Below are 13,710 nucleotides of genomic sequence, written 5' to 3'. Positions count from 1 at the left end.
CTCTTGTGACAGATAGAGAACAGTTGTTGGTAATGAAAAGTTCTTGTTTGCTAAATTTCTAAACCCAAAAAGTATTGGTATCGTCGACTATCTGCTTCCCGGTATTTTATTAATCTATCCTTTATTAATACCATGTATTGCCCAATCGAACATGTGAAAGGCCGATGGTATTAAAAGTTATCGGTTGACTGAAGGTGTGTTAAACGACTTGGTCAACCGATGAACTTTTTAATCTGCATAATGTTTCCTATCTCACTTTTTTTGATTTTCCGGCCGTAAGGTACGTACCACTGCTCCAGCGGCCCACATTTCGGATTCGCGGAGTTCTTTCAATTCCTCTTCCAGTTTAACGCGGTAATCGTTTTGGCTGTTGGAATCAATAGATCTCTGAGCTTCATTTCCTTTGGCCACTTCACTGTAGAGTTCTTTGAATACGGGCATGGTGGCATCACGGAATTTTTTCCACCAGTCGAGGGCACCCCGTTGTGCCGTGGTTGAACAATTGGCGTACATCCAGTCCATTCCGTTTTCGGCAACCAGCGGCATAAGGCTTTGGGTGAGCTCTTCTACGGTTTCGTTGAATGCCTCGGAAGGAGAATGGCCATTGGCTCGCAGCACATCGTATTGCGCCGCAAAAATTCCCTGGATGGCTCCCATGAGAGTGCCTCGTTCGCCGGTAAGGTCGCTGTAAACTTCTTTTTGGAATGTGGTTTCAAACAGGTATCCGCTTCCTACGCCAATGCCCAATGCTACGACGCGTTCGAAAGCATTTCCGGTAGCATCCTGAAAGATGGCATAGCTGGAGTTAAGCCCACGTCCTTCGAGGAACATTCTCCTCAAACTTGTTCCGGATCCTTTGGGGGCAACCAGAATTACGTCCACATCTTTCGGAGGGATTATGTTGGTGCGTTCTTTATAGGTAATGCCAAAACCGTGCGAAAAGTAAAGGGCATCGCCGGGTTTCAGATATTTTTTGACCGTTGGCCATACGGCAATCTGACCTGCGTCAGAAAGAAGGTATTGAATAATGGTGCCACGTTCCAACGCTTCCTCGATAGGGAAAAGGGTTTCGCCCGGCACCCAGCCGTCTTTAACCGCCTTGTCCCAGCTTTTGGAATCCTTGCGTTGCCCCACAATTACGTTGAAGCCATTATCTTTCAGGTTGAGTGATTGGCCGGGGCCCTGTACCCCATAACCAATAACCGCAATGGTTTCATCTTTTAATACTTCCTGAGCTTTTGACAATGGAAACTCTTCACGGGTAACCACATTTTCTTCAGTTCCTCCAAAGTTGATTTTTGCCATGATAATTTATTTGTTACAGTGTTAGTTTAATTGAATTTCATCGGTTTCGAGCTTCTTCAGATAGGTTTCCAGAAGCTCTTTTTTAAGTTTTGTAATCGCAATACGTCCCGACCTTACAAATTGTGAAACGCCGTAGGGTTCAAGTTTTTCGAACAACTCTTGGGTTTCGTTTTTATGGCCGGTTTTTTCAATGACGGTATATTCGGGTGTGATTTCCAAAATGCGAGCCCCATATTGGCGGACCAACATCTCGATCTCGTTCCCGCCAAGCAGTGACCCTGTGGGCACTTTGTACAATGCGATCTCCTGGTGAATTATTTCATCCGCTCTGAAGACGAAGACTTTCAGCACATCGATTCTTTTTTCTATTTGCTTGGCGAGCTTATCAATCTGATCGGCGGTAGCAAAGACCACAATGGTAAATTTGTGAATGCCGGTAATGGCCGATTCGGAAGTGGTAAGACTTTCAATGTTAACATGGCGGCGTGTAAAAACCGTCGTAATCTGGTTGAGTAGGCCCACATGGTTCTCAGAATATATGGAGAGGGTGAACTCTTCTTTTACAGGTGTTGTCATTTTGTTTCTTTTTATTGAATTAAAATTCAAATTTGTTATCAGGGACTTAAACCTTGCTTGGTTGAAGTCAAAAACGGTTTATTCCAGCCTGATTTCCGAAACAGAGGCTCCTGCCGGAACCATCGGGAATACATTTCCTTCTTTTTCTACCACCACTTCCAGAAGGAAAGGCCCATCGGCTTCTACCATTTGCCGGATGGCTTCATCCAGGTTTTGTCGGTCGGTAACTTTTGTTGCCGGGATGTGATATCCTTTGGCAATGGTTTGGAAGTCCGGGTTGATTAACTCGGTAGAAGCATATCTCTTATCAAAGAACAGTTCTTGCCATTGACGTACCATTCCCAGGAAATTATTGTTTAGCAGAACAATTTTAACCGGAATCTTTGTCTGGAAAATGGTTCCCAGCTCCTGAATGGTCATCTGAAAACCTCCGTCCCCAACAAAAACGCATACCTGACGATCGGGTGCCCCCAGTTTGGCGCCCATTGCAGCGGGAAGGCCAAAGCCCATGGTTCCTAGTCCCCCGGAAGTAACGACACTTCTGCTTTGTTTAAATTTAAAATAGCGGGCGCCCATCATCTGGTGTTGTCCAACGTCGGTGACCATAATGGCATCGTTGTCGAAAGCGCCTGATACCTTTGAGATCACTTCGCCCATGGTAATCCCTTTTTTGGGCGGATTTAGTTCTTTCTCAATAATTCGGTCAAATTCAATTCGTTCACATGCTTCGAACTCATTCAGCCATTCGGCATGTTCGTTTTTGACAATTTTCTCAGTGAGCAACGGAAGGGTGTTTTTAACGCTTCCGAGTACAGGAACATCGGCATGGACATTTTTGTTTATTTCGGCCGGATCAATTTCCATGTGAATCACTTTAGCATTAGTGGCATATCTGGAAAGATCACCTGTTACCCTGTCGTCAAAGCGCATCCCGATAGCGATGATGAGGTCTGCTTCATTGGTTTTGATGTTGGGGCCATAATTGCCATGCATTCCAAGCATACCCACATTTAAGGGGTGATCGGACGGCACGGCCGATAAGCCCAGGAGGGTCCATGCTGCGGGAATACCCGATTTTTCAAGAAATTCGAGGAGTTCCTTTTCCGCATTACCAATTATAACACCTTGTCCGACCAGAGCCAATGGTTTTTTAGACAGATTGATCAGTCGGGCCGCTTCCTCAATTTGCTGAAGGTCAACGGGGCTATCCGGATGGTAGCTTCTGATGCTTTTAAGGGGTTCGTATTTGAAATCCAATTGGTTGAATTGAGCATCCTTGGTGATGTCGATAACTACGGGTCCGGGGCGTCCCGAACGTGCAATATAGAAAGCGCGTGCTATGGCTGCCGGAATATCTTCGGCCCGACGTACCTGATAGTTCCATTTGGTAACGGGTTGGGTAACACCCACCACATCGGTTTCCTGAAAGGCATCGGTTCCCAGCAGTGAAGAAACCACCTGTCCGGTAATTAAAACCACCGGCGTGGAGTCCATCATGGCATTGGCCAGACCCGTTATGGTATTCGTGGCACCGGGCCCGGAAGTGGCAAAACAGACGCCTACCTCTCCGGTAACTTTGGCATATCCTTCCGCAGCATGCAATGCCCCCTGTTCATGTCGGGTGAGTACATGGTGGATTTCCTTCTGATGATCGTGGAGAGCATCATAAATGGGCATAATGGCCCCTCCGGGATATCCAAAAATAATGGACGTTCCTTCCCTGAGCAGGGACTGTATCACTGCTTCCGATCCGCTCATCCTTGTCGTTTTAGTGTTTTTTTCCTTCATCAGTAATTGTGATTGTGTTTCCATGACGATGATAGGTTACATTTGAAAAATGATTAATTAAAAGAACCTGCTCTCCTTATATAAGTTGTTTCAGCAGAAAAAGTTGGTGCAAGAAGCAGGGGTTCTGCTTTTGCGTTTCTGCTATTCCATGATTCTAACAGCCCCTTTGTCGGCAGATGAGACCATGGATGCGTATGCCCGTAAGGCCTTTGACACCTGTCGTTCTCTGAAGCCGGGTTTGAAGGCATTGGGGCCTTTGCTTAATTCTTCGTGTCGACGTTTTTCCATTTCTTCTTCAGAAATATCCACCTCAATACTCCGGTTGGGTATGTCGATAATAATTTTGTCACCGGTTTTGATAAGGGCAATTTCGCCGCCTGCGGCAGCCTCCGGAGAGATATGCCCAATGGATAAACCGGAAGTTCCTCCTGAAAAGCGCCCATCCGTAATCAGTGCGCATTCTTTGCCTAAGTGGCGAGACTTTATGTAGGAGGTTGGGTAAAGCATCTCTTGCATTCCCGGGCCTCCTTTGGGGCCTTCATATTTAATGACCACCACATCTCCGGCCACCACCTCGCCGGATAAAATGCCCTCACACGCACTGTCCTGTGATTCGTAAACTTTGGCCGTTCCCTCAAAATGAAGGATGGATTCATCTACGCCGGCAGTCTTGACGATACAACCGTCTTTGGCGATGTTGCCGAAAAGCACCGCCAGTCCTCCGTCTTTGGAATAAGCGTGTTCCACATCTCTGATGCATCCCTTTTCGCGGTCCAGATCAAAAGCATCATATACGGCGTTTTGGGAGCCTAATTTAAGATTCCGAAAACCGGCAGGGGCGCTTCTGTATTTTTCTTTGGCTGTTTCAGTGGCACGGTCGCTTTTGAGATCATGATCTTTTAAAGCTTCAGCCAATGAAGGGTAATCAACTCTTCCTGTTTTCGTGTCTATCAGGTTATGGCGACTTAACTCAGCCAGTATTCCGAGTATTCCTCCGGCCCGATTAACATCTTCGATGTGATAGTGACTGTTGGGTGCTACTTTTGCCAAAACAGGGGTTTTGCGCGACAGCTGATCTATGTCTTGCATGGTGAAGTCTACACCTGCTTCATGGGCAATGGCCAAGAGGTGCAAGACAGTATTGGTGGAGCCGCCCATGGCAATGTCGAGGGTCATGGCATTCATAAAGGCCGACTTGGTCGCTATGGAACGTGGCAGTACCGAATCGTCCCCATCTCGATAATAGCGCCAGGCGAGGTCCACAATTCGGTTGGCCGCTTCTTCGAACAGCTTTTTTCGGTTGACATGGGTTGCTACAATAGTTCCGTTTCCGGGGAGCGCCAACCCAAGGGCTTCGTTCAGGCAGTTCATGGAATTGGCCGTAAACATGCCACTGCAGGACCCACAGGTGGGGCAGGCGTTTTGTTCTACCGCCAGAACTTCTTCATCAGAAACATTATCGTCGGCAGCCATAACCATTGCGTCGATGAGGTCGAGCGCCTTTCCTTGACTGCTGCCGGCTTCCATGGGGCCGCCGGAAACAAATATGGTAGGAATATTCAGTCGCATGGCAGCAATGAGCATTCCCGGGGTTATTTTATCGCAGTTGCTGATACAAATCATGGCGTCCGCTCGATGGGCATTGACCATGTATTCCACACTGTCGGCAATAAGATCTCGGGACGGAAGGGAATAGAGCATTCCGTCGTGTCCCATGGCAATACCGTCGTCAACGGCGATGGTATTAAATTCTGCCGCAAAGCAGCCTTGTTTCTCTACGATTTGTTTTATTTCCTGTCCAATATGATGAAGATGGACATGGCCGGGTACAAATTGAGTAAAGGAATTGACGATGGCGATAAGCGGCTTCCCCATCTGTGACTCTTTCATTCCGTTGGCACGCCATAAACTTCTGGCACCGGCCATCCGTCGACCTTGTGTGGTGGTATCACTTCTTAAGTTTCGTTTCATTATCCGCTTTCTTTTTTTGTTATTAAACTAAAAACCCCTCTCACGCAGAAGTGAGAGGGGTTTTAAAATCGTTGGTTTTATTTAGCTATACACCATTCTCACTTCTGCCTGGTTGTCCCACGAGAATAATAATATTGACGAGAATGAGTGATAGAAAATGGTTCATATACCGGTTTAAATTTATTTGTTCTTTGCAAATGTATATATTTTCAAATTACAAGCAAGTATTTTGTAATAAAAAAAATGATTTTTGTTGCAATTTTATGATTTTTGGGCATGATATGGTGATGATATCTTAGTTTTAGGAGGGGATATTTTTGAACCTTTTTGAATTTGGAACTGCATACCCTTGTAAAAAGGCGTCTAATGTATTGGGGGTGTGGGTGTTTTGAGGTTGTGGTATTTCCGACTTATTGAAAAAGTTGATGATTGGTATTATGTTTATTGGCAGAATGCATGAAAACTGAATAATAATTGATTGGAACGAGTATAGTTTGGAATGACTTTTACAATTATCGGGCGGCGTGTAAAAAGGAATCATTTAATGGCGCGCAAATTGGCAAGGTAGCAACTGTCCATTTGGCTTTCGAAATCGAACAAATTATTCCATTTTGCTGTTGTTGTACATGTCCAAAAGGTTCAATACTTTGCGGTGAATGGTTAGCTGGTCGTCTGAGTTGTTTATGGAATTTTTTGTATTGCAAAAGATGATGAAGTTTTCCAGTTCTTTCCCTTCCAGTCCGGTCCATTCTTTTAGTATTCCGGAAGACAATATGGAGAACCATCGTGCTTTTTTGTTTTGTTGATCAATGTGTTTTCTGAGTTTTCGTTGCTTTTTGGCTTTTTTGCCAAAAGCCGAGTGGGCCAAAGTCAAAGGATTAAATATCATTCCAATGGAAGGATCCGGAACAGAACGGTCAGGCTCGGCGTCAGGGTCAACATTGACCCCGAAATTTCCGGGGAGATTTAAGTTAATGGATTGTTCATGAGCATTGATGGTAACTTCGTTGAGAAGGTAGGATGCAGGATCAAGGAAAATAGTATCCTTGTCGTTATTTTTAAGAAAGTATTCTGCTCTGAGTACAACCCCTTCAAATCCCATGGAAACAATTTTTAATGAATCGTTTTTGTCAAGCATTATGCTGAAGTGTCCTTTGGTGTCGGTGGTGTAAGAGAGGAAGGTGTTGAAACTAACCAGTTGGGCGTAGTGTAAAGGCTTGTGATTTTCAGCGTTGCAAACGTATCCTGAAATACGAATTTGTTTGTTGTCCTGTCCGGTTAAAGGGTTGGATAAAAGTAAAAAAGATATAAAAATGCCGGTTAGTGTGAAATTCTTCATTAATTTGTCTGATTAAAGTGTTTGGGCATCAGAAATGGTACCCTGTAAAGCAAAATCAATCAAAGGTTATATTATATTTAAAAATTATCTTTACGGTAGAAACAAAAACTGTACCTATGAGAGAAAATTTGAAAGCAATTATTGAAAAGGCCTGGGACGACAGGTCTCAACTGGAGTACAGCGAGACTCAGGAGGCAGTAAACGAGGTGGTTGCTCTACTTGACAAGGGCACGTTGCGCGTTGCTGAGCCTGATGGAGATGACTGGAAAGTGAATGAATGGGTGAAAAAGGCGGTTATTTTATACTTCCCATTGCAAAAAATGGAAACCATAAAAGTAGGGCCTCTGGAATGGCATGATAAGATTCCTTTGAAACATGATTATGCCGCCAAAGGCATTCGTGTGGTTCCTCATGCCGTGGCCCGATATGGTGCATACATAGAAAAAGGAGTGGTTATGATGCCCTCTTATGTGAATATCGGTGCCTATGTGTCTGCCGGTACCATGGTGGATACCTGGGCAACAGTGGGTAGCTGTGCACAGATAGGCAAAGGCGTTCACCTAAGTGGAGGCGTTGGTATTGGCGGAGTTCTAGAACCGGTACAGGCCGCTCCTGTTATTATAGAAGATCATGCATTTATTGGTTCAAGATGTATTGTTGTGGAAGGTTGCAGAGTTGGTAAAGAAGCGGTATTGGGAGCCAATGTGGTACTTACCGGTTCTACCAAAATAATTGATGTTAGCGGACCTGAGCCCGTAATATATAAGGGATATGTGCCACCGCGGTCGGTAGTTATCCCGGGAAGTTATACCAAGAAGTTTCCGGCAGGTGAATATCAGGTGCCTGCAGCATTGATTATCGGGAAGCGGAAAGAATCTACCGATAGAAAAACGTCGTTGAATGATGCTTTGCGTGACTTTGATGTGGCTGTTTGATAGGTAATGCATAAAGCTTTTATTAAAGGAACTAATAGTTGCAAAGAACCGGAAAGCATTCTGTGATGTTTCCGGTTTTCTTGTGCGAAAAAACGGTTGCAAGTGTTGATTGGCAGTAGTCATTGTGCTGTATGTGAGTATTTAGAAGAAATTTTATGATATGAATTATCAGGAAGACATAAAAAATGCAGTAGAAGTATTACGAAACGGAGGGCTAATTGCTTATCCTACTGATACCATTTGGGGGATCGGATGCGATGCCACCAATGCTGATGCTGTGAAGAAAATTTATAATCTGAAGAGAAGAGACGACCACAAAAGCATGTTGGTGTTGATTGATAATATGGTGCGATTGAATTCGTATGTGGAAGAAGTGCCGGAATTAGCATACGATCTTATTGAAATAGCCGATAAGCCATTAACCATCATATATCCTCAGGGGAAAAATCTTGCCGAAAATTTGTTGGCCGACGATGGGAGTATTGGTATTCGAGTTACCAATGAGTCGTTTTCGAGAACCTTGTGTCAAGCCTTCAGGAAGCCTTTGGTATCCACCTCTGCCAATTTAAGTGGTGAGACAGCCCCTAAAAATTTCGGGGACATCAGTGAGGAGATTCTGAATGGAGTGGATTATGTGGTGAAATACCGACAGGATGAAGTTAATAACCCGGCGCCTTCAGGAATAATTAAACTGGGAATTGATGGTCAGGTTGAGGTGATACGTGAATAGGCATGATGAAGAAGGCTGGAGTTTATTGTGGAATGTATGAGCGTAACAGGAGTGATGATATGAAAATAGCAGATTTCAGACACCGAATACCGGTTCAGATGCGGTTCAGTGATGTGGATGGATTCGGACATGTAAACAACGGTGTGTACAATGACTATTATGATGTGGGTCGTATGTACTATATGAGAGATGTGTTGGGATGGTTGCCCGGTGATTCGACCCGGGATGATCAACTGGTTGTGGTTCATACCAACACAGATTTTATCCGTCAAATTTTTTTGGGGCAATCTGTAGAAGTGCTTAGCCGCATTGTGGGGTTAGGGAATAAGAGTTTAAAAATGGTTCAGTGGCTTGTTGCCGATGGGGATGAAGCTCCTCTATCTGTCTGTGAGTCGGTGATGGCAGGTTTTCGTCGAAGTACCGGAACTTCATTTATTTTGCCGGAGGAGTGGCGCAATCGTATTTCTCAATTTGAGAAAACGATATTCTGACGGCAGCTATTGTTGGTTCTATTGAGGGGAAGAAATCTGAAGTTGCATTTTCTAATTGTTTATATCCAATAATCCTTCCGGAATTTTCATCTCAATGATTTTTTCATCATTATTGATTTTGATGATGAATTCTTCTGCTACCGGAATAAGTATCTCATCGTTTTCTTTGTGAATTCGAAAAAGGGGATTTCCTGATATGTCTTGTAACTCAAATATTTCACCAATCATGCCATGGTTGGTGTCGATAACTTTAAAGCCGATAAAAGCGTTGAGATTATTCAATCCGGCCGGGATTTGTTCAATTTCCCGATCAGAGAGATATACCGAGCATCCCATTAATGCTCTTATTTCTTCTTCGGAAGAAAGGAATGGCGACTTCACCAGAATTATGTCATCGGCTTTATAACGCATACCGCTGATTCTAAAAGGCACCAGTTCATTGTTAATTTCAATAAAGATAAATGACGGAGACAAATCCCAGTTCATTGCTTCCGGGGAAAGCCTTATGGCTGCTTCTCCTGCAATTCCATGAGGTCGGGAAAGCACTCCGACAGATCTAAAATCCGATTTTTCGAGCATGGTTCAGAGGTTTTTTGTTAAGCGGAAACGTTCTTATTATTAAACCGGGAATTAATTTCGGGTATTTACTATTAAATAGAGCCACATTTACAGGATTACACAACGGTACAGAAATATGAGTTTATCCGTAAATGTGGCACAATTGTTTAAAAAAAGCGAGTCTCCATGAAATCAGTCCATAGGGACTGAAAGTGGTGAATTTAACGCTTCATGAATTTACAAACGGCATCAAAGACAGCCTTTCCTGTGAATCCGAATTTTTCATCCAAAACCTTATAAGGTGCAGAATATCCAAAATGATCCAGGCCGATGGCAATACCGTTGGGGCCGGTAAGTCCTTCAATGGTAACTGGCAGTCCGGCTGTAAGGCCAAATCTCGGCGTGTCTTTGGGTAATACTTCTTCTTGATAATCATTGGGCTGATTTCGGAACAGGCCTTCAGAAATGGCAGAAACAACCTGAATTTTCAACCCCTTTTCTTTTCGGAGCATTTCAGCTCCTTCGATCAGGGTAGAAACTTCAGATCCATTCCCTACCATCACCAGGTCGATATTACCTTCGTCTTTTTGAACGATATAAGCGCCTTTTTTGGCTCTCAGGGCGTTTTGGTAGGTGCTGCCCGGCAAATCAGGAATGTTTTGGCGGGAAAGGATTAACGCAGTAGGCGTTTTTGTGTTTTCCATTGCCATTTGCCATGCAACGGTGGTTTCATTGGCATCTGCCGGACGAAGCACCAGCATGCTGTTTTCTCCAGTATGATTTTTGAGTTTTTCCAAAAGGCGTATTTGTGCCTCTTGCTCTACCGGTTGATGTGTCGGACCGTCTTCTCCTACTCGGAAAGCATCATGTGTCCATACGTATTTAACCGGCAATTGCATAAGCGCTGCCATTCGAACGGCGGGTTTCATATAGTCTGAGAAAACAAAGAAGGTTCCACACACAGGAATTACGCCACCATGCAATGCCATTCCATTCGCAAGTGCCCCCATGGTGAGTTCAGAAACCCCGGTATGGACGAATTGTCCGGAAAAGTCATCTTTTGTTACGGGATGTGTTTTTTTCAGGAAGCCGTCGGTTTTGTCCGAGTTACTAAGGTCGGCCGACATAACAAGCATGTTTTCCACGTGTTCGGCAAAATGGGCTAAAACGGTACCGGAAGACGCACGGGAAGCAGCATTGGCCTTCTGTTCTATGGCTGCGTAGTTGATGTCAGGTACTTCATTATTGAAAAACTTGTGGAACTTTTGTGCCAATTGAGGGTTGGCTTCTTCCCATTTTTTCTGTTCGGCCTTTTTTACTTGTGCCCGACTGGCTTTTTCGCTCATCGCTTCCTTGTAATAAGCAGCAACTTCGGGGAAAATAGTGAAGGGTTGTTCGGGATCACCGCCCAGATTTTCAATGGTTTTTCGGAATGAAGCCCCGGCCGCACTTAAAGGTTGCCCATGTGTTGAAACTTGACGTTCATAAGATGCGCCTTCTTCGGTTACGGCACCTTTCCCCATAATTGTTTTACCAATGATCAGGAACGGTTTGTCTGTCGTATGCTTGGCCTCTTCGAGCGCTTCTCTAATTTGTGCATGATCATGCCCATCGATGGTTTTTACAGCCCAGCCCCATGATTCATATTTTTTTGCAGTGTCTTCGGTAGATACCAGTTTTGTTTCAGTGGAGAGCTGTATGTCATTGGAATCATAAAACATGACCAGATTGCCTAAGCCTAGATGTCCAGCCAGACGTCCTGCACCCTGAGATATTTCTTCTTGAATGCCGCCGTCTGAAATGAAAGTGTAAATGGTGTGGGCACTCCATTCTCCAAATTTTTGGGCGAGAAATCTCTCAGCGATGGCAGCTCCAACAGCCATGGTGTGGCCTTGTCCAAGAGGTCCGGAAGTGTTTTCTATTCCTCGTGCTAGATCCACCTCGGGGTGGCCGGGTGTTGGGCTTCCCCATTGACGAAAATTAGCCAGCTCCTCCATGGTAAATGCTCCGGTGAGAGCTAACTGGGCATACAACATGGGTGACATATGTCCCGGATCCAGAAAAAACCGGTCCCGGAGAGCCCATGATCGGTCGGTGGGATCAAATTCCAAATATTCGGAAAATAGAATATGCATGAAATCGGCACCTCCCATAGCACCACCGGGGTGACCTGATTTGGCTTTCTCTACCATCGCAGCAGAAAGCATGCGTATGTTATCTGCGGCTTTTTTGGCAATGTCTGTACTCATTTTTGTGTGAATTTTAAATTGGTTTATCTGTTCTGATCTGTTCTCTAATCTATTTTTGCAAATATAGGAAACAGAAGTTGATTTTTGTCTAGAAAACACTAATTCATTGCATTCTGTGCAAAAGTAATGAATTTTTCATCCGGAAATAATTTTGACAGGAGGAGGAATCGGTACAAATACACTATTGATGTTGAAGAATAGTAACAGATCAATCAATCGGATGCGAATGGAATTATAAAAGAGCGCTTTTGTGCCGGTAATGTCATTGTATTCAAAAATTATATTTCGGATTTCACAGAGTAAACAAATATTATTGGTTAATTTAAAGTGTCAAAATTTAAATTGTAAATAAGATGTTAATTGTCGCAGATGATAAAATTCCTTTTCTTAAAGGAGTACTGGAACCTTATGCGGAGGTGGTTTATCTTCCTGGAGCTTCAATAAGCCATCAGGATGTGAAGGAAGCCGATGCTCTTATTGTTCGGACCAGAACCAAGGTGAATAGTGGACTTTTATCCGGGAGCAAAGTCAAAGGGGTGGTTTCTGCCACTATAGGTACCGACCATATGGATATTCCGTGGCTTGAGAAAAACAACATTGCCTGGGCCAATGCCCCGGGTTGTAATTCAGGGTCTGTAAAGCAATACATTGCCTCTGTTTTTGCCACTTTAGAATTGAGTGGCTATTCTTTACAAGGTAAAACGTTAGGCGTTGTGGGCGTCGGGAATGTGGGGAGTAAAGTGGTTAAGGTGGGAGAAGCCTTTGGAATGAAAGTGCTGATGAGCGATCCCCCCAGAAAAGAAAGAGAGAAGGACTTTCCCAATACCGACCTTAATGTGTTACTTCAGGTTTCGGATGTGGTTACTTTTCATGTGCCTTTAACCAAAGATGGAAATTACCCTACTTTTCATTTGCTCAACGATACTTCTCTTCTGATGATGAAAAGAGGGTGCATCCTAATTAATTCTTCTCGTGGTGAAGTTGTTGATGAGCAGACGTTACTGAGAGGGCTTGGTACGGGCTTAATTGATAAAGCGATCCTTGATGTTTGGGAGCATGAGCCTGCTATCTTGCAGAAATTGCAAGATGAGTTAATGCTTGGAACACCCCATATTGCAGGATATGCTGTGGATGGGAAAGCAAACGGAACTGCGGCAGCTGTCAGGTTTGTTAGCAATATGTTCCAGCTTGGACTGGAAGACTGGTATCCAAATGATTTGCCCGCCCCTGAAAATATGTCCCTAACAATAAGAGACAACGATGAAGCTTTGAATTTAAAGCTTGCCCAAGCCATTCTCCAAACTTACGACGTGTCTGAAGATGCTCGCCGACTGGCCGAACACCCCGAAAAGTTTGAAGATTTGAGAGGGAATTATCCTGTACGTCGGGAATTGTCGTGCTGGACGGTTACCGTTCCCGACGAGAATCAGGAATTAATAAAATCGTTGCAATTGTTGGGATTCAAAATAAAAGCTTGATTTTAGAAATAAAGCAGCTATTCCTGCTGTACTGCAGTTTTGCTTTTATGATGCTTCTAATGAAGTATTTTCTCGGTTGTTGATGTGCTCCCATAGTTGGGTAATAATGATGGCTTTTGGAGTGGATCCCAAATATAATTGTCTGTAGGGATTAATCCCCGCTGATCAGGATTAGATTTGTTGTTCGGGAAATCTACCGGAAAAGATTTATTGCTATTTGGTAGTATGTTACTGTAGGAATTTTGTTGAAAAAAGTTCAATTCTCGGATGATCTGTGTGTGTTTGTGATG

The 13,710-nt window shown here is 44.0% G+C and carries 11 protein-coding genes; 4 read left to right on the top strand and 7 right to left on the bottom strand.

All coding sequences use genetic code 11. The features are described 5' to 3' along the window. Window positions 1–252: 252 nt before the first annotated feature. The 5 genes from ilvC to ACT29H_RS06980 form a co-directional block, all read right to left on the bottom strand. Window positions 253–1,305 (bottom strand): ketol-acid reductoisomerase, encoded by a 1,053-nt coding sequence (ilvC, locus tag ACT29H_RS07000; protein ID WP_444820897.1) that lies wholly within the window; start codon window positions 1,303–1,305, stop codon window positions 253–255. 21 nt (window positions 1,306–1,326) lie between these two features. Next, the gene (gene ilvN, locus ACT29H_RS06995; RefSeq protein WP_444820896.1) at window positions 1,327–1,881 is read right to left on the bottom strand and encodes an acetolactate synthase small subunit; all 555 of its coding nucleotides are present in this window, start codon (window positions 1,879–1,881) and stop codon (window positions 1,327–1,329) included. Window positions 1,882–1,959: 78 nt separating this feature from the next. Further along, entirely contained in the window at window positions 1,960–3,669 is a 1,710-nt protein-coding gene (gene ilvB / locus ACT29H_RS06990; protein ID WP_444820895.1) for a biosynthetic-type acetolactate synthase large subunit, read from the bottom strand. Between the two features lie 141 nt (window positions 3,670–3,810). Beyond that, window positions 3,811–5,640 carry a dihydroxy-acid dehydratase gene (gene ilvD, locus ACT29H_RS06985; RefSeq protein ID WP_444820894.1) on the bottom strand — a complete coding sequence of 610 codons (1,830 nt, stop codon included), beginning with the start codon at window positions 5,638–5,640 and terminating at the stop codon, window positions 3,811–3,813. 601 nt (window positions 5,641–6,241) lie between these two features. After that, on the bottom strand, window positions 6,242–6,979 hold the full coding sequence (locus ACT29H_RS06980; RefSeq protein ID WP_444820893.1) for a carboxypeptidase-like regulatory domain-containing protein: 738 nt from the start codon (window positions 6,977–6,979) through the stop codon (window positions 6,242–6,244). Between the two features lie 116 nt (window positions 6,980–7,095). Here ACT29H_RS06980 and ACT29H_RS06975 point away from each other — a divergent pair, with 116 nt between their 5' ends. The 3 genes from ACT29H_RS06975 (at window position 7,096) to ACT29H_RS06965 (ending at window position 9,135) form a co-directional block, all read left to right on the top strand. Then, window positions 7,096–7,914 carry a 2,3,4,5-tetrahydropyridine-2,6-dicarboxylate N-succinyltransferase gene (locus ACT29H_RS06975; RefSeq protein ID WP_444820892.1) on the top strand — a complete coding sequence of 273 codons (819 nt, stop codon included), beginning with the start codon at window positions 7,096–7,098 and terminating at the stop codon, window positions 7,912–7,914. 160 nt (window positions 7,915–8,074) lie between these two features. Next, on the top strand, window positions 8,075–8,644 hold the full coding sequence (locus ACT29H_RS06970) for an L-threonylcarbamoyladenylate synthase (protein WP_444820891.1): 570 nt from the start codon (window positions 8,075–8,077) through the stop codon (window positions 8,642–8,644). Window positions 8,645–8,646: 2 nt separating this feature from the next. Then, window positions 8,647–9,135, top strand: a complete 489-nt coding sequence (locus ACT29H_RS06965; RefSeq protein WP_444820890.1) for an acyl-CoA thioesterase — start codon at window positions 8,647–8,649, stop codon at window positions 9,133–9,135. Window positions 9,136–9,186: 51 nt separating this feature from the next. On the opposite strand, the gene rimM is transcribed toward ACT29H_RS06965, so the two are convergent. After that, window positions 9,187–9,714 carry a ribosome maturation factor RimM gene (rimM, locus tag ACT29H_RS06960; RefSeq protein ID WP_444820889.1) on the bottom strand — a complete coding sequence of 176 codons (528 nt, stop codon included), beginning with the start codon at window positions 9,712–9,714 and terminating at the stop codon, window positions 9,187–9,189. 200 nt (window positions 9,715–9,914) lie between these two features. After that, window positions 9,915–11,942: a transketolase family protein gene (locus ACT29H_RS06955; RefSeq protein ID WP_444820888.1), complete on the bottom strand. Its 2,028-nt coding sequence runs from the start codon at window positions 11,940–11,942 to the stop codon at window positions 9,915–9,917. Between the two features lie 353 nt (window positions 11,943–12,295). On the opposite strand from ACT29H_RS06955, the gene ACT29H_RS06950 reads away from it, so the two are divergent. Continuing rightward, window positions 12,296–13,420, top strand: coding sequence for a 4-phosphoerythronate dehydrogenase (locus ACT29H_RS06950; protein ID WP_444820887.1), 1,125 nt, complete (start codon window positions 12,296–12,298; stop codon window positions 13,418–13,420). The last annotated feature ends 290 nt before the right edge of the window (window positions 13,421–13,710 follow it).

This window comes from Thermophagus sp. OGC60D27, assembly GCF_052400625.1.
Taxonomy (GTDB): domain Bacteria; phylum Bacteroidota; class Bacteroidia; order Bacteroidales; family Marinilabiliaceae; genus Thermophagus.
Note: the sequence above shows the minus strand (reverse complement) of the source record. Positions and strands in the feature narration are given on the sequence as shown.

Coding starts and splice junctions, on each gene's coding strand:
- ilvC (WP_444820897.1), bottom strand. CDS start 1,305: ATGGCAAAAATCAACTTTGGAGGAACTGAAGAAAATGTGGTTACCCGT.
- ACT29H_RS06965 (WP_444820890.1), top strand. CDS start 8,647: ATGATGAAGAAGGCTGGAGTTTATTGTGGAATGTATGAGCGTAACAGG.
- ACT29H_RS06975 (WP_444820892.1), top strand. CDS start 7,096: ATGAGAGAAAATTTGAAAGCAATTATTGAAAAGGCCTGGGACGACAGG.
- ilvN (WP_444820896.1), bottom strand. CDS start 1,881: ATGACAACACCTGTAAAAGAAGAGTTCACCCTCTCCATATATTCTGAG.
- ilvD (WP_444820894.1), bottom strand. CDS start 5,640: ATGAAACGAAACTTAAGAAGTGATACCACCACACAAGGTCGACGGATG.
- ACT29H_RS06950 (WP_444820887.1), top strand. CDS start 12,296: ATGTTAATTGTCGCAGATGATAAAATTCCTTTTCTTAAAGGAGTACTG.
- ACT29H_RS06970 (WP_444820891.1), top strand. CDS start 8,075: ATGAATTATCAGGAAGACATAAAAAATGCAGTAGAAGTATTACGAAAC.
- ilvB (WP_444820895.1), bottom strand. CDS start 3,669: ATGAAGGAAAAAAACACTAAAACGACAAGGATGAGCGGATCGGAAGCA.
- ACT29H_RS06980 (WP_444820893.1), bottom strand. CDS start 6,979: ATGAAGAATTTCACACTAACCGGCATTTTTATATCTTTTTTACTTTTA.
- rimM (WP_444820889.1), bottom strand. CDS start 9,714: ATGCTCGAAAAATCGGATTTTAGATCTGTCGGAGTGCTTTCCCGACCT.
- ACT29H_RS06955 (WP_444820888.1), bottom strand. CDS start 11,942: ATGAGTACAGACATTGCCAAAAAAGCCGCAGATAACATACGCATGCTT.